The following is a 19,440-nucleotide window of genomic DNA, read 5'->3' on the forward strand; positions in this document are numbered from 1 at the left end:
AATCCGTGGGGTGAGCGGGCCCGGCGTAACGAGGAACTGCCGAGGTCGTCGGCCTGTCCGTGCGCGCCGCCGGCTGGCGGCAGCACGGCGGCCTGCGTCAAGGCTTACAGGAATCCGGTTTCGCCCCGGTTAAGGGGATCGGGTTTTTCTTCATTGCTGGGGCAGAAGCTCAGGGAAGCGGAGTTCAGGCAGTAGCGCAGGCCGGTGGGGGCGGGACCGTCGGGGAACACGTGGCCCATGTGGCCGTCACAGCGGCCACAGCGGATCTCCACCCGGCGCATGCCGTGGCCGGTGTCGATCAGCTCGCGGATATGATCCGGGTGGTAGGGCACATAGAAGCTGGGCCAGCCGGTGCCGGACTCGAACTTGCAGGCCGAGGAAAACAGCGGCAGGGCGCACAGCTTGCAGATGTAGTTGCCTTCCTGCTTGTTATCCAGCAGGCCGCCACAAAACGGCGGTTCCGTGCCCTGGTTGAGCAGGATGCGCCGCTCTTCTTCACTCAGGCTGGCGGCCAGCCGGGCCAGCTGCTGCGGCTCGGGTGGGCTTAGATCGTAGGGGCTGGGGGTCTGAGCCATGGTCGGGTGTCCTTACTTCAGTCGACTTTTAAAGAAATGCTGTACCTTGGCCACCTTGGGCTGCGCGACGGCGGCGATATAAGGCTGGGCGGGATGCAGCGCCGCATAATTCTGATGATAATCCTCCGCCGGATAAAAGGCGGTCAACGGCTCCAGGGTGGTCACTATCGGGGCGGTGAATGCCGCGCCCTGCTCGAGCCGGGTGATATAGTCCGCGACCAGTCGGCGTTCGGCCTCGTCCTGATAAAACACCGCGGAGCGATACTGGCGGCCCTGATCATTGCCCTGGCGGTTGAGCTGGGTGGGATCGTGGGCGATGCCGAAAAACACCTTCAGCAGGATGGCCGGGCCTATCAGGGCACTGTCGTATTCGATGCAGATGGTCTCGGCATGATCGGTACGGCCGGTGCACACCGCATCATAGTTGGCGGTGTCGGCGCCGCCACCGGTGTAGCCCGAGGTGACCGACAGCACCCCCTCCAGCTGCCGGTACACGGCTTCCGTGCACCAGAAACAGCCGCCCGCCAGATACAGCCGGCGCTGTCCGGTATTGATAAAGGCGCCGTCGTCGGCCTCGGGAAAATCGCAAGGCAACAGGCTTAAAACGGAATCCGTCATCGCATTTCTCCTCGTTGAATGTGGGCGAGGCACGCCCTGCTGTTAAGTTACCATAGCCGGTAGCCTTGGCACACCTTGCCTGAACGATGAATAACAGGAATGGGTTGCAGTCTTTGCTTTCCCTGTCTCTGGCGGGGCACTCCTGTTAGGCTAGCCCCCGGATCAATACCTCGGAAACAAATATGGAACTGGACTTGCTCACCCTGGGGGGGCTGGCGCTGGTTGCGCTGGTGGCCGGCTTTATCGATGCCATCGCCGGTGGCGGCGGCCTGATCAGTTTACCCGCCTTGCTGGCGACCGGCATGCCGCCGACCATGGCCCTGGCCACCAACAAGCTGCAAAGCAGCTTCGGCTCGTTTTCGGCGACCTTCTATTATTGGCGGCGGGGGCTGATCGACTGGTCCAGCATGCGCTGGGCGGTGGCCTGCACCTTTATCGGCAGCATGCTGGGTACCCTGTTGGTACAGCGCATCGATACCGGCCTGCTGCAGCAGCTATTGCCGTTTCTGCTGGCGGCCTTCGCCCTGTATTTCGTGTGCTCTCCCCGGGTGGGGGATCAGGACCGGCAGCGGCGGCTGGGGGTGATCCCCTTCGCCCTGCTGGTGGGCACCGGGGTCGGCTTTTACGACGGTTTCTTCGGCCCGGGAACCGGCTCTTTCTTTGCCCTGGGCTTTATCGCCCTGGCTGGGTTCAGCATGGCGCGGGCCACCGCCCACACCAAGTTGCTTAACTTCACCTCCAACTTCGCGTCCCTGCTGTTTTTTATCCTGGGCGGGCAGGTGGTGTGGACGGTAGGGCTGGCGATGGCCGGCGGCCAGTTTCTGGGGGCCCGGCTGGGCTCCCGGGTGGTGGTCAGCCAGGGTACCCGCATCATCAAACCCATGCTGGTGACGGTGTCGCTGCTGATGTCGGCCCGCCTGCTGTGGCAACAGCATCCGGAGTGGTTTGCCGGCTGGCTCGGCTGATCGCTAGCTGCCAGTGTTCAGCGTCGGCTTCAGGGTCGCGAAGTGCTGCGCCAGAGCGGTGATCAGGCGGGCAATCCGTTCACGCTTGCGCGCACTGGGCCGGAAGCACAGGCTGACCGGGCGGGTCAGCCGGCTGTCGGCCGGCGGTAGATGGCAAAACGCCGCGGCTATGCCCATCAGGCGGGCAACCCCGAGCGGTACCGTGGCGGGTGCCAGGCCGGCGCGACCCAGCTCGGCGGCGGCAAAATAGGAGTCCATCTGCATCCAGGGGGATAATTGCGCCTGGCTGAGCCGGGCATTCAGGTAACGGTTGGCCGGATTGCCCAGATCGATGCTGATCACCCTGAGCGGGTGCCCAAATTCGGGGCGGTCGGGGTAAATCAGGCAAAAGGGTTCCTCCAGCAGGGGCAGTATCTCCAGCCCCTGGGCACCGACTATTTCGCCGGCACAGATCCCCAGCACCGCATCGCCGGCGCGGATCTTTTCGAGGATGACGGGGGTGTGGTGGGTGGCAAAATCGAGGTGCTGGTCCCGTTGTATGTAGTCACGCAAAAAGGGGCCCAGATAGCCGGCGAGGATGGTTTCCGAGCAGGCGATATGCAGCTTGCTGTCGTCGGTCAGCCGCTGGCTGTCGAACAGAACTCCCTTGAGTTCATCCAGGTTGGGGCCAATACGTTCCAGCAGGGCGAGCGCGTCCGGTGTCAGCCGCAGATGACGGCCGTCCGGCTCGACCAGCTTCTTGCCCAAGCGGGACTCCAGATTACTGATGCGCTTACTGACCGCCGACTGGGTGATATACAAACGACTCGCCACCTTGCCCATGGTTTTTTCCCGGGCCAGCAGGTAGAGGGTTTCCAGTCCTTCGAGCAGCATAACGATGACCTATTCCTTAGTGGAATAAGGAGCCTAGCAGTATCCGCAGGGAAATAAAAAGCCCGGCTGGTGGCCGGGCTTGGTGGGCTTACTGAATGTCCGGCAGGTTGCGGCCGTAGTAGATCTCCTGCATCTCTTTGTAGAGGCGCTCGGTGATCACTTCCGCTTCCTGTTCGGACAGGCTTTCCGGCGCCACGTCAAACAGGTACAGGGACAAGTCGAAGTCCTTCAGCATCATCTTGGTGTGGAACATGTTTTCCGAGTACACGTTCACATCCACCATATGGTACAGGCTCTTGATGTCGTCGGTCATGAAGTTCTGGATCGAGTGGATGGCGTGGTCGATGTAATGCTTGGTGCCATTCACATCGCGGGTAAAGCCGCGCACCCGGTAGTCGATGGTGACGATATCGGAGTCCAGCTGGTGGATCAGATAGTTCAGCGCTTTCAACGGAGAGATGATGCCGCAGGTGGACACTTCAATATCAACGCGGAAGGTACAGATGCCGGTGTCCGGGTTGCTCTCCGGATAGGTGTGCACGCAGATATGGCTCTTGTCCAGGTGGGCGACCACCGATTCGGGTGTGATGGGGCCCGGGGTCTCGGTCTTGTCGACCTGATCAGACTCCTTGATGGGCTCTTCACTCACCAGGATTGTTACGCTGGCACCCTGGGGCTCATAGTCCTGGCGGGCAATGTTGAGCACATTGGCCCCTACGATATCGCAGGCTTCGGTCAGGATTTCTGTCAACCGGTCGGCGTTGTACATCTCATCTATGTAGGCTATGTATTCGTCGCGCTTTTCCGACGTCGGCGCATAACAGATATCATAGATACAAAAGCTCAGGCTTTTGGTCAGGTTGTTAAATCCCTTGAGCTTGAGTTTTTTGGTTGATAGCACTTATTCCAATCCTCAACTGCACCGGTTCCCCGGTATCAAAAATGTCCCCACCTGCGCCCGGCAGGTGGGCTTAGCCCATGAATGCGGGCAGCCCCCTGGGCAACCGCACCATCATCGTTGATGTTAGCAAGACTCGGGTCTTACGCATCCTGATTACCATGTAGAGTCGCTCCCGCCCAACAACGGGCAAGAATAGGGGTCGAATTGTAGAGATTCGGCCCCCCAATCACAACCTTGTTATCTGTCATTTTAGCAAGCCCCTGCTGTTATCAGGGGTAAATTTGCCGGAACGGCCGGGTTTGTGGTCGCGCATCCGGGTGATACCATGCCCTTTTATCCAACCGGTGTCCGCCGTTGCTCGCACTACCTCTTCAACAACAGCAAGATAGACAAAAACGCTGGCTATGGGGGCTGGTCCTGGCCCTGTTATTCAGCGCGGCCCTGAGCCTGCACCTGGGGGCCTTTGAACTGGGGCTGGACGCCCTGTGGCGGGAGCTGTCACCGCTGGAGCGGCAGGTGTTCTGGCAGTTACGGCTGCCGCGCACCCTGCTGGCTATCCTGGTGGGGGCCAGTCTGGCCCTCTGTGGCGCCGTGCTGCAGGTGCTGTTGCACAATCCGCTGGCCGAGCCCGGCTTGATCGGCATATCCAGCGGCGCCAGCCTGGCCGCGGTGAGCACATTGGCGCTGGGGGCTAACCTGGAACTGGTGCTGCCATACTGGAGCCTGTCGTTAGCGGCCTTCCTCGGTGCCTGGCTGGTGACCCTGGCCCTGCTGACCCTGGCGCGCCGCCAGTGGCTGGGGCCGGGTCAGCTGCTGCTGTTTGGTGTGGCGGTGGGTATTTTTGCCAACGCCATCATGACCTGGCTGCTGTATCTGGCCGACGATGCCTCCCTGCGCACCTTCCTGTTCTGGATGATGGGCAGCCTGGGCTATGGTCAGCAGCTCAGCCTCTGGTTCTGGCTGCCGCCGGTGGCGGTGCTGCTGTGGCTGGGCCGGCAGGGCGCCAAGCTGGATCTGCTGGCCCTGGGCGAGAGCCAGGCGCACCTGTTGGGGCTCAATACCCGGCGATTGCGGCCCCTGCTGGTGCTGGCGGTGTGTCTGCTCACCGCCTTCTGCGTGGCGATGGCGGGGGTGATAGGTTTTATCGGCCTGGTGGTACCGCATTTGTTGCGTTTGCTGGTCGGTGGTCAACAGCGCTTCTTATTGCCGGCGTCCATGCTGGCCGGTGGCTGTTTCCTGACCCTGGCCGATATCGCCGCCCGCCAGGGGATCAGCAGCGGTGAACTGCCCATAGGGGCGGTGACCGCCACCCTGGGGGCGCCCCTGTTCCTTTATTTACTGGTGCGTCGCCATGCTGGTGTTTGAACGTTTTGCGGTGCCCGGCCGCATCGGTCCCGTCAGCTGCGGCTTTCAGCCGGGCAGGCTGACCTGCCTGCTGGGTCCCAACGGCAGCGGCAAATCCAGCCTGCTGGCGGGGGCGGCGGGCTTGTTGTCCGGCGAGGGCGGGGTAAGCTTGGACGGACGGCGCCTGGAGCGCTACGAGCTGGCCGAGCTGGCCCGGCGGCGGGCCATGCTCGGCCAGCAGCAAACCATGCCCCTGGGACTACGCGGCTTCGAGTTGCTGGCGCTGGGCGCCGAGCCCATCGGCGGGGTGACCGAGGCGGTATGCCTGGCCATCGCCGATCTCACCGAGCCGCTGGGCCTGAGCGGCCTGTTTGAGCGCACCGTCAGCAGCCTGTCGGGTGGCGAACAGCAACGGCTGATGATCGCCAAGGCTATGATACAGGTGAGTCCTTCTGTCAATGATCAGGCCCGACTGCTGCTGCTGGACGAGCCGCTGGCCAGCCTGGACTGGCAGCACCAGCTGAGCGTACTGCGGGTGTTGCAGCAACTCAGCCGCCAGGGGCTGGCGGTGGCGGTTTCTATTCATGATATCAACCTGGCCTGCCACTACGGTGATGAACTCTGGTGCCTGAAGCAGGGCCAGCTGGTGGCCAGAGGTGGCCCCGAGGTGATCACCAGTGTGCTGATTGAACAGGTATTCGGGGTACGCACCCGCTTGCTGGAGCAGGACGGCAGCCAGGTCTTTATGCCGCTGGATTAAATGGGTCTGTTGCCCGGCAACATTAATTAAACTGCCGGTACAGCAGGGGAATGGCGAACAGGGTGAGCAGGGTGGACACCGTCAGCCCCCAGACGATGGCGGTGGCGACTGGCCCCCAGATCAACGAATGGCCGGCCAGCCCGGTAGCCAGGGAGAACAGCCCGGCGATGGTGGTCAGCGAGGTGATTAAAATCGGGATCAGCCGCCGCCGGGCGGCGAACAGGGTGGCGTGGAGCAGACCCATGCCCGCTTGGCGGCGCTGGTTGGCGGCGGAGATCAGCACGATGGCCGAATTGACCGCGATACCGGCCAGGGCCACCACCCCGTACAGGGTATAGAGGCTGAGCGGGTTATTGCTCAGCAACAGGCCGAATACCACCCCGGTAAAGGCCATGGGCACCGTGGTCAGGATCAGCAGCGGCTGAAAATAGCTGTTGAACTGGGTGCCCAAAATCAGGTACATGACGCCCACCCCCAGCAGGAACAGCCGTCCCATGGCGTCCAGGCTTTGCTGTATGTCGTCCAGCTCGCCGGAGAAGTCCAGGTCGATATTGGCGAACCTGGCCTGATATTGCCGGTCCCAGCGCTCCCGGATCAGCCGGTTGGCCGCCAGGGTATCGGGGCCGCCCTCGGCGAGCGAGGCCTCCACCGTGATCGCCCGGCGGAAATTATAATGGCGGATATTGGCCTGGCTCTGGCGGCGTTCGGCGTGCACCAGCTGGCTCAGCGGCGCGGGTCCCGCGGGGCCCGGTAACTGAAAGGCCAGCAGCTGCTCGATATCCGTCAGCGGGCGGTCTTTGGCCTGCACCCTGACTTCCAGCTTCTGCCCCTGGTGCTGGATATCCGCCACCAGCTCGCCATCCACCAGCAGGTTAAGGGTGCGCAACACCTGCAGCGGGTCCAGACCGGCCTGGATTATCGCCTCATAATCGGGGCTCAGGGTCAGCGCCATGCGGCCGCCACCGGCGTCATTGTCGATATCGGTCACACCGTCAATATCGGCCAACAGTGTTTGCAGTGCCTGGGCGGCCCGGGTCACCTCGGCCACCTCGTTGCCGCGCACCTTGATGCTGATCGGGCGGGAGACAGGCGGGCCGCCGGCCAGGGTCAGGAAGGACAGGTTCAGGGGCCCGGGCAGGCTCGCGACGGGTTGGCGCAGCCGCTCGACTATCTCGGCCACTTCCTTGCCACCCTGTCGTTTGGGTGTGAGCCCCACCAGCAGCTGACCGTAGTGGTCGCCGAACAAGGGTTCCCGATCGGTAAACTTCTGGCCGCCGTAGCCGGCGATGGCGCGGATGTCGTCGGGGTTCAGGTGGGCCCGTACTATCCGCTCCAGCTGCTGTACCTTGGCTTGGGTGTCCTGCACCCGGGTATGGGCGGGCATTTCCAGGGTGATGTAGAACAGGCGCAGGGGATCCGAGGCAAAAAAGTCCATGCGGATCAGTCCCATGGCCAGGGACAGCAGGGCGGCGAGAAACAGGCTGCCGATCAGGCCAAAGGTTAGCCAGGGACGGCGCATGGCCTTGAGCAGATAACGCAGATACAGTTGTTGCAGCCGGCGACCCATCCGGCGGCGAAAACGCGCGCCCCGGCTGTGCCGGCGAAAGCGGACCCGGGCCGCCAGCACATGGGCGGGCAGCATCCAGAAAGCCTCCAGCAGCGAAATGGCCAGGGCCAGGCAGACCACCATGGGGATCACCTTCATAAACTGGCCGAGGATGCCGGGCAGCAGCATCAGCGGCAGGAAGGCCGCCATGGTGGTGAGCACGGCGCTGACCACGGGGCGGCCCACTTCGGCCATGGCCCCCAGGCAGGCATCCAGGGGTGGGGAGCCCCGGTTGAGGCGGTAATAGATCGACTCGACCACCACCACGGCGTCGTCCACCAGCATGCCCAACACGATCACCACCCCCAGCAGCACCACCACGTTCAGGGTTTCACCGGCGGCCCAGAGCACCAGGAAGGTGCCGGCGAGGATAAAGGGAATGCCGATGGCGGTGAGCAGGCCGATACGAAAGCCCAGAAACAGCCAGGCGACCAGCAGCACCAGGGTCAGGCCGATCAGGGCATTGGTCTGCATCACCCGGATGGCATTGCGGGTCGGGATGGTTTGATCGTCGACCAGGATCAGTTCGACCCCGGTCTGGTTACCGAGCCGGTTGCGGCCGTGCAGGTAGTCCTGGATGCGCGCCACCAACGCCAGGGTATTGGCGTCCCCCTGTTTCATCACCGACATCAGCACCGCCGGCCGGCCGTTCACCCTGGCCAGCTGACGGGGGTCGCGCCGTGCCTGCCGCACCTCGGCCAGATCCGCCAGGCGGATATGCTCAGCCGGGCCAACCAGCGGCAGTTGCTTGAGGGCATCGGCGTCGGGCTCCCGGCCGATCAGCCGCACCAGCCAGGCCTGATCCTCGACCGACACCCGGCCGGCGGCGATATCCCTGAACCAGAGCGCCACCGCATCGGCCAGCTGCACCGGCGACAGCCCCTGGCCCGCCAGCCGCGCGGGGTCGAAGCGTACCTGCAGCTCGGGCCTGAGCAGCCCGATGGGATCGACCCTGTCCACCCCATGGAGGAGTTCCAGATCCTGGCGGATGGCAAACGCCTGCCGGCGCAGGTTTTCGTCGTTGGCGGTGCCGACCACCGCCAGGGTGACGGTGGGAAAGGCGTTGGCCGAGGTGATCTCCAGCACAAAGGGGGAGGAGGCCAGCTCGGGCAGCTCGTCTTCGGCGTTGCTCAGCTCCCGGCGTACGCTCTGGACGTGCTTGTCGAAGGTACGGCTGTCGATGTCCTTGAAGCGGATCAGCAGGCTGGAGACATTTTCCCGGCTGTTGGAAGAGACGAACATGGTGTCGGGTATGGCCCGCAGGGCGTCTTCCAGCGGGTTGGTGACCTGACGCTCCACATCTTCGGCGGCGGCTCCGGGTAGGGCGGTGGTAATCGCCAGCCAGTTGAAGTTGATGGTGGGATCCTGCTGGCGCGGCAGTTGCCAATAGCCGATGGCTCCCACCACCAGCACCAGCAGGAAGCTCAGGTTGGCCAGCACATGATTAGTGAGCAGGCGTCGTATCATCCCGGCTGTCCTCGACCCGGACCGGGTCGCCGTCGACCACGGTAAACTGCCCTTCGATGATCACCCGGGTGGCGGCCGGCAGGGCGATGGCACTGGCCTGACCCTCGATGGCATCCGGCAGCGGCACGAAGCGGGCCCGCTCCTGTTCCAGCACCATAACGCCCAGCCGGTCACCGCGCCTGACCAGTAAATTGGCTGGCAACAGTGGCTCGGCAGCCTGCCAGACCAGGATCCCGGTGGCGCCGGTGAGGGGGCTGTGTTGGGTAAAGCCGAGGCGCAGCTCCTGGGTGCGGCCGGCGTTGATATGGCCGACCACCCGGCGCAGCCGGACCGGATATACCTGACCGGCAAACTCAAACCAGAGGCGCTCGGCCTCGGTAATCCGGGCCACCCGCGCGGGGGCCAGCAGTACGCTCAGCTCGGCGCCCTGTTCCTGCTGCAGCCGGAACAGGGGGGTACCGGCCTGCACCAGAGTGCCGGTGGCGCTCAGCCGTTCCAGTATGATGGCGTCGAAGGGGGCCGCAATACGGCAGCGTTCGGCATCCAGCTCGGCCCTGGCCAGGGCGGCCCGGCCGGCCTTGATATCGGCGTTGAGCACCGCCAGCTCGCTGCGGCGCTGATCCAATGCCTCCTCGGACAGGTTGTTTTGGCCGTGCAGGGCGCGGGCGCGGGACAGCCGCCGGGCCAGCAGTGGATGGCGGGCCTGCAGCTGCTCGAGGGCGGCGGCCTGTTGCCGGTGGCTCAGCTGTTGATCCTGGCAGTCCAGCTCGAGCAACAGCTCCCCTTGCGCGACCCGGTCACCGACCCGGACCAGGACTCGGATGACTTCTCCGGATATGCGGGCAGCCAGCAGGGGTTGCTGTTCATTGACCACCCTGGCCGGTGCGTCCTGTCGCTGAGGCTGGGTCAGGGCGGACAGCGGCGCGACCCTGACCGGTACCTGCGCCAGTACTGGGCAGGCCAGCAGCAGCAGCGCGCCGGGGAGTGCTTTCATCCATTTCTCCTGCTTGTGGATGGATTACCACAAGCATAGAGGAAAGCTGGCCGCCGATGAGGCCTGGGGGAGCTTCATCAGGCCATGGAGGGGCCCGTGATCAATTAAGCGAGTGCCTGATACAGCATGGCCAGCAGGCGTTCGCTGTCGCCCCAGCCCAGGCAGGCATCGGTGATGCTCTGGCCGAACACGGCGGCCTTGCCGTCCACCACCTGCTGGTTGCCTTCGATGATAAAGCTTTCGGCCATCACCCCGGCGATATGCCGGCTGCCCTGCTTGAGTTGCCGGCAGATATCCTCGGCCACCAACAGCTGGCGGCTGTGCTGCTTGAGGCTGTTGCCGTGACTCAAATCCACGATCAGCCGCGGGGTCAGGCCGGCCTGGCTTAAGCCCTCGGCGGCCAGACCGATGCTGTCGGCGTCATAGTTAGGAGCCTTGCCACCGCGCAGGATCAGGTGGCCGAAGGGGTTGCCCTGGGTCTGGTAGATGGTCATCTGGCCGTCTTTATCGGGGGAGCAGAAGATGTGGCCGTAGCTGGCGGCGCGCACCGCATCCAGAGCGATCTGGATATTACCGTCGGTGCCGTTCTTGAAGCCGACCGGGCAGGAGAGGGCCGAGGCCATTTCCCGGTGCACCTGGGATTCGGTGGTGCGGGCACCGATGGCCCCCCAGCTGATCAGATCGGCAATATACTGTCCGGTCACCATATCCAGGAACTCGGTGGCGGTGGGCACCCCCAGGGCATTGATATCGCACAGCAGCTTGCGGGCCAGGCGCAGGCCGGTGTTGACATCGAAACTGCCGTCTAGGTGCGGGTCGTTGATCAGCCCCTTCCAGCCGACGATGGTGCGCGGTTTTTCAAAATAGCTGCGCATGACGATGCACAGCCGGTCCCGATAGCGCAGACGCAGGGTGTTCAGCCGCTCGGCATAGGCCAGGGCGGCCTCGGTGTCGTGCACCGAGCAGGGCCCGATGATCACCAGCAGGCGGGGATCTTCGCCCTTGAGGATGGCCTCTATCTCGGCCCGTGCCTGGAGCACGGTCTCGGCCATGGCGTCGGTCAGGGGATACGCCTGGCTTAATGCTTTGGGCGTGATCAGGCTGTCCAGGCGGCGGCTTCTTAATTCGTCTGTATGTATCGACATAGTGTTCTCGGAAATATAGAAAGTTGGTGTGCAGGGCGCACTATGTCACTACCATAACGGAAAGCCGGCAGGCTGAAAACCTGCCGGCGTTATTATCATCGGGCGGGGGCATCAAGGGGGGTTACTGACCGGGTTTGCTGAACCGCTGCCCGGAGATGGCCGGGTGATAGATGGGCTGGATCACATTGCCGGCGGGATCCGTGATGTGGAAGCTGCGGGCGCCGTCGCTGTGGTCGAAGGGGCTATCGAGCAGGGGCACGCCCTTGCTCTGGAAATAGCGGTACCAGGCATCCAGTTCCTCCTTGGTGTCGACCACGAAACCGAAGTGATCCATACGCTGTACGCCGCTGGCCGCCGCTTCACCGCGGCCGAGGGACAGGTTGTCGTTGCCGCAGGTCAGGTAAACCAGGTTTTTGCTGGCCCGGTTCAGTACCGTCATCCCCAGGATGTCGACATAGAAGCGTTCACATTCTTCCAGGTTGGGCATCACAAAGGCGATATGGCGCATGCCATTTAAACGTCCGGGTCTTTCCATGGGAGGCTCCTTGTGCATTTGTTGGTAATATTGTGTACTATTTTTTATGTTTTTTAGAACATTTCTTAAGGAGTCTACCTTGTATTCGATTATTGTCAAAACCAAGCTCAAGGCCGGTACCCGGGAGCAGTTTCTGCCGACCATGCTGGAAAACGCGGCGGCCTCGGTACGGGATGAGCCGGGCTGTCATGTGTTTGATGTGCTGCAGGATAAGGCCGATCCCGAGTTGTTTTATCTGTATGAAGTCTACGAGGATGAAGCGGCGCTGGCCGCTCATAAGGAAACCCCCCATTACCAGCGCAGCCGGGCAGTGGTGAACCCACTGATCGCCGAGCAGTCGGTGATCAGGGCCGAGATGCTGGCGGTCAATCCGGGGCGGTAACTGGCCGTTTTTTGTGTAGTTAGAACAGCTTTTATCGCAAAAAGCCGGTCATGGGACCGGCTTTTTGTGGTGTCGACGGGGTTGGCTGCCGATTAGTTAGTGGCTTCCATCTCTACGGCCTTGTTCTGATAAGCCGCTTTCTTTTCGTCGTCGCCGTTCATTTCCTGTTCAATCTGCTCCCGCTCCCGGGCTTCGTCCAACAGCGTCTTCTTCGGCAGCATCATGTTGAGGGTAAAGGCCACCACGGCGGCCACGATGACCGGTGAGCTGACCAGCATGTTCAGGGTATCCGGCAGTTGGCCGATCGCCTCGGGTACCGCCTTGATGCCCATGGCCAGTGCCAGCGACAGGGCCACTATGGTGACGTTTCTGGAAGACAGCTCGTCTTTGATCAGCAGCTGGATACCGGTCATGGTGATCATGCCGAATACGATGATGGTGGCGCCGCCCAGAACCGGATAGGGGATGGTGGTCATCAGGGCACCGAATTTAGGCATAAAGCCGGCCAGGATCAGGAATACCGCGGCCACACCCAGCACATAGCGGCTGATCACCTTGGTCATGGCGACGATGCCCACATTCTGGCTGAACGAGGCGGTCGGCAGCGCACCGAACAGGGAGCCGACCAGGGTGCAGACCCCATTGCCCAGCAGGCCGCCGGACAGCTCCTTGTCTGCCAGCTCGCGGTTCATGCCGCCGACCGTGGTGGCCGACAGATCGCCGATGGTCTGTACCGAGTTGACCACGCAGATCACCACCATGGAGATGATGGCCGTGGCATGAAACTCGATGCCCAGGGCAAAGGGGGTGGGCAGCAGCAGCCAGGGGGCGTCGGCCAGCTTGGAGAAGTCGACCATGCCGAACAGGAAGGCCATCACATAGCCGACCACGATGCCGCAGATGATGGCGGCCAGGCGCAGATAGCCCTTGGCAAACTGCGAGCAGCACAGCACCACGGCCAGGGTGGTCAGGCCCACCAGCCAGTTTTCACCGCTGCCGAACCCGGCGGCATTGATATTACCGCTGCCGGCCATGTATTTGATGGCGATATCATAAAGGGACAGGCCGATCACCAGCACCACTGTGCCGGCTACCACCGGGGGAAACAGGTGGCGGATCTGCTTGATAAACACACCGACCACTATCATGGCGATACCACCGGCTATCTGGGCGCCCAGGATGCCGGGGACACCATACACGCTGCCGATGGCGATCAGGGTCGGTACATAGGCGAAGCCGACGCCGAAGATGGTCGGCAGGCCGGCGCCCAGCTTGCCGACGGGGTAGAGTTGCAGCAGGGTGGATATCCCCGAAAACAGCAGGGCGACCTGGATCAATAACATCGTCTCATAGGCATTGGCACCGGACACCCCGGCGACGATAAGGGGCGGCGTGACGGCACCCATGATCATGGCGAGTATGTGTTGAAAAGACAGCGGCAAGGCCTTGCCCAGTGAGGGTTTTCCATAAAAATCGAATACCGATTTGTTCTGGTTGGTGGTTTTCATAAAGACGAGTCCCTGATGATCTTTTGTCGTTGGCTTCTTCGGTCCATATTAAGCTGGTTGCGGATTGGCGCATCAGCTGTGTTGTTCTGCTGTTGTATCTATGTTAAGTGTAAATTGATGCGATGTATTATCTATTAGTGTATACATTTCTGTAAACAAAAAATTAATGTGTTGTTCTTGTGAGTGGCACAAAAGGTTGAGCAATAAGGGGAAAAATTGGCGAGAACAGGGCCGACTGTGGGGCAAGGAAAGGGCCAGGCAGAGATGGCCTGGCCATACCGGCATCAGAAAATACGTCGGCGGATACCGGCACGCTCCAGGATCTTGACCGAGATTTCCTCGACCGAATGGAAGGTGGTGTCGATAAAGGGAATGGCCTCCATGCGGAACAAGCGCTCTATCTGGTTCAGCTCGTAGCGGCACTGCTCCGGATCCGCATAGCGACTGTCGGCGCGTCGACGCTGGCGAATTTCCTGCAGCCGGTTGGCGTCTATGGTCAGGCCGAACAGCTTGTGGCGGTTGGCCTTGAGCATGGGCGGCAGGGTCAGGTGCTTCATGTCCTGATCGATAAAGGGATAGTTGGCGACCCGGATGCCGAACTGCAGGGCCAGGTACAGGCTGGTGGGGGTCTTGCCGCAGCGGGACACGCCCACCAGTATGATGTCCGCCTCGTCGTATTCCTTGGTGTTGACGCCGTCATCGTTGTCCAGGGCATAGTTGACCGCATCGATACGGGCATCGTAATGCTGGCGGTTGTCCATGCCGTGGGTCCTGTGGGTGCGTGGCTCGGCCTTGACTCCCAGCTGCTGTTCTATGGGGGCGACGAAGGTATTGAGGAAGTCGTAACACATGGCGTCGCTGTCGGTGATGATATGGCGCACCTTGTCGTCCACTATGGTGTGGAACACCAGTGGCTGTTTGCCGCTTTGATGGAAGCTGTGGTTGATACGCTCCCTGACCGCCAGCGCCTTTTCCTTGTCTTCGACAAAGGGCACGCTGAACTGCTCGAAAGGCAGGGGAAACTGGCTCAACACCGCATGGCCGAATACCTCGGCTGTGATCGCCGTCCCATCAGATACATAAAAAACCGTGTGCATGGGACCTCCAAGTCTCACTTTTAACATTTGCCTTGGGTAAAACGTTTACCCGCTTTTTGACGCCATTGTAGAATCATCCCGTGCATGCGCCCATAAGCGAACGTAAATAATAAAACGAGTTAAACCAGGCATGTGCATTTTCGCAGTAAGATTGAACGGAACCCTCGGCTAACTAATGGAGACGTCGCAGTGCAGGATAATGTGATTTGGTACGAACAGCTCGGTATGCATGATGTGGACCGGGTGGGTGGCAAGAATGCCTCCTTGGGCGAAATGATCAGCCAACTGGCCGGTGCCGGTGTGTCCGTGCCCGGTGGCTTCGCCACCACGGCCCATGCTTTCAACGAATTTCTTGAGCAAAGCGGCCTCAACGATCGCATTCATACGTTGCTCGACAGCCTGAATGTGGACGATATCGCGGCCCTGGGCGAAGCCGGTCGCACCATTCGCCAGTGGGTGATCGACACCCCCTTCCTGCCCGAACTGGAGCAGGCCATCGCCGACGCCTATCAGCAGCTGGCTGGCGAGGCCGGTGATCAGGCCTCGTTCGCCGTGCGCTCTTCCGCCACCGCCGAAGACATGCCCGACGCCTCGTTCGCCGGCCAGCAGGAAACCTTCCTCAACGTGCGCGGCCTGGACGCGGTGATGGTAGCCATCAAGCACGTATTCGCCTCGCTGTTCAACGACAGGGCCATCTCCTACCGGGTGCACCAGGGCTATGACCATCGCGGCGTGGCGCTGTCCGCCGGTATCCAGCGCATGGTGCGCTCCGACATCGCCGCCTCCGGCGTGATGTTCACCCTGGACACCGAATCCGGCTTCGATCAGGTGGTGTTCATTACCTCCTCCTGGGGCCTGGGCGAGATGGTGGTACAGGGTGCGGTCAACCCGGACGAATTCTATGTGCACAAGCCGACCCTCAGTGCCGGTCGTCCGGCGGTGGTGCGCAAGACCCTGGGCTCCAAACTGCAGAAGATGATCTACGCCGAGGGCGTCGAGCTGGGCAAGCAGGTCGACATCAAGGAAACCAGCCTGAGCGAGCGTCGCAGCTTCTCGCTCACCAACGATGAAGTGATGGAACTCGCTAAGCAGGCGATGATCATCGAACAGCATTACGGCCGCCCGATGGACATCGAGTGGGCCAAGGACGGTGCCGACGGCCAGCTGTATATCGTACAGGCCCGCCCCGAAACCGTGCGCAGCCGCCAGGACGCCAATGTGCTGGAGCGTTTCGCGCTCAGCCAGAAGGGCGAAGTGATCGCCGAAGGCCGGGCCATCGGCCAGAAGATCGGCGCCGGTGCCGCCAAGGTCATCGCCAGCATAGAACAAATGGACGAAATCAAGGCCGGCGACGTGCTGGTCACCGACATGACCGATCCGGACTGGGAGCCGATCATGAAACGGGCCGCGGCCATCGTCACCAACCGTGGCGGCCGTACCTGTCACGCCGCCATCATCGCCCGCGAGCTGGGGATTCCCGCCGTGGTCGGCTGTGGCGACGCCACCGACCGCATCCAGACCGGCCAGGAAGTGACCGTGTCCTGTGCCGAGGGGGATACCGGCTTTATCTACCAGGGCAAACTGGACTTCAATGTGTCCACCTCCGAAGTCGGCTCCATGCCGGTATCACCGGTCAAGGTGATGATGAACGTGGGTAACCCGGATCGGGCCTTCGACTTTGCCCAGCTGCCCAACGCGGGCGTGGGCCTGGCGCGCCTGGAGTTCATCATCAACCGCATGATCGGTGTGCACCCCAAGGCGCTGCTGGACTACGACCAGCAGAGCCCCGAGCTGAAGATGAAGATCGACGAGCAGATCGCCGGTTACGACAGCCCGCGCGAGTTCTTCGTCGGCAAGCTGACCGAGGGCATCGCCACCCTGGCCGCCGCCTTCTGGCCGGAGCGGGTGATCGTGCGCCTGTCTGACTTCAAGTCGAACGAATACGCCAACCTGATGGGCGGCGACGCCTACGAGCCGGACGAAGAAAACCCCATGCTGGGCTTCCGCGGCGCCTCCCGCTATATCTCCGACGACTTCCGTGCCTGTTTCGCCATGGAATGCGAGGCGGTCAAGCGGGTGCGTAATGACATGGGCCTGACCAACGTCGAAATCATGATCCCCTTCGTGCGTACCCTGTCCGAAGCGGCCTCTGTTATCGACATCCTGGCGGAGAACGGCCTCAAGCGCGGCGAAGCCGGCCTGAAGGTGATCATGATGTGCGAACTGCCGTCCAACGCCCTGCTGGCCGACAAGTTCCTGTCTTACTTCGACGGCTTCTCCATCGGCTCCAACGACATGACCCAGCTGACCCTGGGCCTGGATCGGGACTCCGGCCTGGTGGCCGGCTCCTTCGACGAGCGCGACGACGCGGTCAAGGCGCTGCTGTCGATGGCCATCCAGGCCGCCCGCAAGGCCGGCAAGTATGTGGGCATCTGTGGTCAGGGCCCGTCCGACCACGCCGACTTCGCCGCCTGGCTGGTGGAGCAGGGCATCGACTCGGTCTCCCTCAACCCGGATACCGTGGTCGACACCTGGCTGTACCTGGCCAAGCAGTTCGGCGAAAAGGAATAAGCCGGCAGGCCGGTTAAATAAAGAGCTGAACAAGGGCGCCCGCGGGCGCCCTTGTTGTTTTTCAACTCTCTGTGGCTGTCAGCCGGCGGAACTAATGCCAGTCGACGATCATTTCCAGTTTTTCCTGATTGTTGTCCAGGCCACACATTTCGTCGTAGGGCGTGGCTTGTTTCAGCCACACTTCGTCAAATGTCTCGTGTGAAAAGTGTTCCTTGATTTCATTCAGACAATGAAAGGCCCGGGGATGGTTGTGTTTATCCCTGACCAGTTTTTTATCTTGCCCCTCGACCATGGTTGCGAGATAGGTGCCGCCCTCAATAGACTCAATAAACAGATTCATATTGCCTCCGGGGTTGTGCCGAATGTGAACGAAACCGGTGATCATCCAGATCAACACACCTATACAGAGTATAGTCAGCCGGCAGGCGGCGGAGGCTGCACCGGTGGCCGGCTCCGCGGCGATACGGTCAGGGTGCTGTCGTTGAGGTAGCTCGCAGGGCCGATTAAATAAAGAACGAGGCTTGATTCTACAACAGCAGTCAGATCCCAAGCACAGACACGCCGTAAACCCTCCATGGGGGCTCCGCTGCGCCATCCCTGGCGCAGAGGGTCTGCTTCTCGGTTCCTGACTACTGTCTTATTTGTTTGGTGAGAGGGGTGCTCTCCAGGCAGGGTAGCAATAGCGGGCCTACTTAAGCCTGTTTCTTTACCGGCTCGGCCTCTATGTCCAGGGTGATGTCGCCGACCGGGCGGCAGCAGCAGGGTAGGATTTCGTCCTTGGCCACGCAGGCCAGGGGGACCTCCTGGTAGCACACTTTTCCTGCCAGCAGAGGGGTGCGGCAGGAGCCGCAGTAGCCGCTGCGGCACTGGTATTCCACCTCGTGGCCGGTGCGCTCAAGCCCGTCGAGCAGGGTTTCCCCCGCTCGAAGGGTAAAGCTGGCGTGCCGGGTGTGGATGCGGCTCACAGCTCGAAGTCACCCAGATCGTCATGGCTCATCTGGGAGTCGATCTGGCCGACCAGGTAGGAGCTGACCTCCACTTCCTGGGGGGCCACCTGCACGTTGTCGGACGACAGCCAGGCGTTGATCCAGGGAATGGGGTTCTGCTTGGCGCCGTCAAAGGCCGGGGCCAGGCCCACCGCCTGCATGCGCAGGTTGGTGATGTATTCCACGTACTGGCACAGGATGTCCTTGTTCAGGCCGATCATGGAGCCGTCCTTGAACAGGTATTCGGCCCATTCCTTCTCCTGGATGGCGGCATCCCTGAACAGCTCGAAGCACTGCTGCTCGCAGTCTTTGGCCACCTGGGCCATTTCGGGGTCGTCCTCGCCGGCGCGCAGGATGTTGAGCATATGCTGGGTGCCGGTCAGGTGCAGGGCTTCGTCGCGGGCGATCAGCTTGATGATCTTGGCGTTGCCTTCCATCAGCTCACGCTCGGCGAAGGCGAAGGAGCAGGCGAAGCTCACATAGAAGCGGATCGCCTCCAGGGCATTGACGCACATCAGGCATAGGTAGAGCTTCTTCTTCAGCTCGTAGCGGTTGACGGTGACCTTACGGCCCTTGATCTCGTGCTCGCCTTCCCCGTACAGGTGGTAGAAGTTGGTGTATTCGATCAGTTCGTCGTAGTAGCCGGCGATGTCCCGCGCCCGCTTGAGGATATGCTCGTTGGCCACGATATCGTCGAACACGGTGGCCGGGTTATTGACGATATTGCGGATGATATGGGTGTAGGAGCGCGAGTGGATGGTCTCGGAAAACGCCCAGGTTTCAATCCAGGTTTCCAGCTCGGGGATCGACACCAGCGGCAGCAGGGCCACGTTGGGGCTGCGGCCCTGGATGGAATCCAGCAGGGTCTGATACTTGAGGTTGCTGATGAAGATATGCTTCTCGTGCTCGGGCAGGGCCTGGTAGTCGATCCGGTCCTGGGACACGTCCACCTCTTCCGGGCGCCAGAAGAAAGACAGCTGCTTCTCGATCAGTTTCTCGAAGATATCGTATTTTTGCAGATCATAACGCGCCACGTTCACCGGATTGCCGAGGAACATGGGCTCTTTCATATGATCGTTCTGAACTTGACTGAAAGTAGTGTAAGACATTTCT

At 61.7% G+C, this 19,440-nt stretch carries 18 protein-coding genes; 5 read left to right on the forward strand and 13 right to left on the reverse strand.

Annotated elements, in window-relative coordinates; all coding sequences use genetic code 11:
* Positions 1 to 104: 104 nt before the first annotated feature.
* The gene (gene msrB / locus ABD806_RS01620) at positions 105 to 575 is read right to left on the reverse strand and encodes a peptide-methionine (R)-S-oxide reductase MsrB (protein ID WP_344954069.1); all 471 of its coding nucleotides are present in this window, start codon (positions 573 to 575) and stop codon (positions 105 to 107) included.
* A gap of 12 nt (positions 576 to 587) precedes the next feature.
* The gene (gene msrA, locus ABD806_RS01625) at positions 588 to 1,193 is read right to left on the reverse strand and encodes a peptide-methionine (S)-S-oxide reductase MsrA (RefSeq protein ID WP_344954071.1); all 606 of its coding nucleotides are present in this window, start codon (positions 1,191 to 1,193) and stop codon (positions 588 to 590) included.
* A 182-nt stretch (positions 1,194 to 1,375) separates the two neighbouring features.
* Between msrA and ABD806_RS01630 the strand changes: the two genes are divergently transcribed.
* Entirely contained in the window at positions 1,376 to 2,158 is a 783-nt protein-coding gene (locus ABD806_RS01630; RefSeq protein WP_344954073.1) for a TSUP family transporter, read from the forward strand.
* 3 nt (positions 2,159 to 2,161) lie between these two features.
* On the opposite strand, the gene ABD806_RS01635 is transcribed toward ABD806_RS01630, so the two are convergent.
* Both ABD806_RS01635 and speD read right to left on the reverse strand, forming a co-directional pair.
* Complete coding sequence (locus ABD806_RS01635) at positions 2,162 to 3,031, reverse strand: LysR family transcriptional regulator (RefSeq protein WP_344954075.1); 870 nt, start codon at positions 3,029 to 3,031, stop codon at positions 2,162 to 2,164.
* A gap of 88 nt (positions 3,032 to 3,119) precedes the next feature.
* Complete coding sequence (gene speD / locus ABD806_RS01640; protein ID WP_344954077.1) at positions 3,120 to 3,932, reverse strand: adenosylmethionine decarboxylase; 813 nt, start codon at positions 3,930 to 3,932, stop codon at positions 3,120 to 3,122.
* A 354-nt stretch (positions 3,933 to 4,286) separates the two neighbouring features.
* Here speD and btuC point away from each other — a divergent pair, with 354 nt between their 5' ends.
* Positions 4,287 to 5,297: a vitamin B12 ABC transporter permease BtuC gene (gene btuC, locus ABD806_RS01645; protein ID WP_344954079.1), complete on the forward strand. Its 1,011-nt coding sequence runs from the start codon at positions 4,287 to 4,289 to the stop codon at positions 5,295 to 5,297.
* Positions 5,284 to 6,036: an ATP-binding cassette domain-containing protein gene (locus ABD806_RS01650; RefSeq protein ID WP_344954081.1), complete on the forward strand. Its 753-nt coding sequence runs from the start codon at positions 5,284 to 5,286 to the stop codon at positions 6,034 to 6,036. The genes btuC and ABD806_RS01650 overlap by 14 nt, the downstream gene beginning before the upstream one ends.
* Before the next feature lie 22 nt (positions 6,037 to 6,058).
* On the opposite strand, the gene ABD806_RS01655 is transcribed toward ABD806_RS01650, so the two are convergent.
* The 4 genes from ABD806_RS01655 to ABD806_RS01670 all read right to left on the reverse strand — a co-directional run bounded on the left by ABD806_RS01655 (position 6,059) and on the right by ABD806_RS01670 (position 11,783).
* Positions 6,059 to 9,109, reverse strand: coding sequence for an efflux RND transporter permease subunit (locus ABD806_RS01655; RefSeq protein WP_344954083.1), 3,051 nt, complete (start codon positions 9,107 to 9,109; stop codon positions 6,059 to 6,061).
* Positions 9,087 to 10,103 carry an efflux RND transporter periplasmic adaptor subunit gene (locus ABD806_RS01660; RefSeq protein WP_344954085.1) on the reverse strand — a complete coding sequence of 339 codons (1,017 nt, stop codon included), beginning with the start codon at positions 10,101 to 10,103 and terminating at the stop codon, positions 9,087 to 9,089. Before ABD806_RS01660 ends, ABD806_RS01655 begins: the two co-directional genes overlap by 23 nt.
* Before the next feature lie 104 nt (positions 10,104 to 10,207).
* Complete coding sequence (locus ABD806_RS01665; protein WP_344954087.1) at positions 10,208 to 11,248, reverse strand: 3-deoxy-7-phosphoheptulonate synthase; 1,041 nt, start codon at positions 11,246 to 11,248, stop codon at positions 10,208 to 10,210.
* A 121-nt stretch (positions 11,249 to 11,369) separates the two neighbouring features.
* Positions 11,370 to 11,783 (reverse strand): VOC family protein, encoded by a 414-nt coding sequence (locus tag ABD806_RS01670; protein ID WP_344954089.1) that lies wholly within the window; start codon positions 11,781 to 11,783, stop codon positions 11,370 to 11,372.
* Between the two features lie 79 nt (positions 11,784 to 11,862).
* On the opposite strand from ABD806_RS01670, the gene ABD806_RS01675 reads away from it, so the two are divergent.
* On the forward strand, positions 11,863 to 12,165 hold the full coding sequence (locus ABD806_RS01675; protein ID WP_344954091.1) for a putative quinol monooxygenase: 303 nt from the start codon (positions 11,863 to 11,865) through the stop codon (positions 12,163 to 12,165).
* A gap of 92 nt (positions 12,166 to 12,257) precedes the next feature.
* Here the strand turns inward: ABD806_RS01675 and ABD806_RS01680 are convergent, their stop codons facing one another.
* Positions 12,258 to 13,673: a uracil-xanthine permease family protein gene (locus ABD806_RS01680; RefSeq protein ID WP_344954093.1), complete on the reverse strand. Its 1,416-nt coding sequence runs from the start codon at positions 13,671 to 13,673 to the stop codon at positions 12,258 to 12,260.
* Positions 13,674 to 13,957: 284 nt separating this feature from the next.
* The gene (ppsR, locus tag ABD806_RS01685) at positions 13,958 to 14,770 is read right to left on the reverse strand and encodes a posphoenolpyruvate synthetase regulatory kinase/phosphorylase PpsR (protein ID WP_344954095.1); all 813 of its coding nucleotides are present in this window, start codon (positions 14,768 to 14,770) and stop codon (positions 13,958 to 13,960) included.
* 189 nt (positions 14,771 to 14,959) lie between these two features.
* On the opposite strand from ppsR, the gene ppsA reads away from it, so the two are divergent.
* Positions 14,960 to 17,341 carry a phosphoenolpyruvate synthase gene (ppsA, locus tag ABD806_RS01690; RefSeq protein ID WP_344954098.1) on the forward strand — a complete coding sequence of 794 codons (2,382 nt, stop codon included), beginning with the start codon at positions 14,960 to 14,962 and terminating at the stop codon, positions 17,339 to 17,341.
* Between the two features lie 91 nt (positions 17,342 to 17,432).
* Here the strand turns inward: ppsA and ABD806_RS01695 are convergent, their stop codons facing one another.
* The 3 genes from ABD806_RS01695 to nrdB all read right to left on the reverse strand — a co-directional run bounded on the left by ABD806_RS01695 (position 17,433) and on the right by nrdB (position 19,436).
* Positions 17,433 to 17,936 (reverse strand): DUF6482 family protein, encoded by a 504-nt coding sequence (locus ABD806_RS01695; RefSeq protein ID WP_344954100.1) that lies wholly within the window; start codon positions 17,934 to 17,936, stop codon positions 17,433 to 17,435.
* A gap of 97 nt (positions 17,937 to 18,033) precedes the next feature.
* Positions 18,034 to 18,306, reverse strand: a complete 273-nt coding sequence (gene yfaE, locus ABD806_RS01700; protein ID WP_344954102.1) for a class I ribonucleotide reductase maintenance protein YfaE — start codon at positions 18,304 to 18,306, stop codon at positions 18,034 to 18,036.
* On the reverse strand, positions 18,303 to 19,436 hold the full coding sequence (gene nrdB, locus ABD806_RS01705) for a class Ia ribonucleoside-diphosphate reductase subunit beta (RefSeq protein ID WP_344954104.1): 1,134 nt from the start codon (positions 19,434 to 19,436) through the stop codon (positions 18,303 to 18,305). Before nrdB ends, yfaE begins: the two co-directional genes overlap by 4 nt.
* Positions 19,437 to 19,440 lie beyond the last annotated feature (4 nt).

The organism is Zobellella aerophila (assembly GCF_039539325.1).
In the GTDB taxonomy this organism is placed as follows: domain Bacteria; phylum Pseudomonadota; class Gammaproteobacteria; order Enterobacterales; family Aeromonadaceae; genus Oceanimonas; species Oceanimonas aerophila.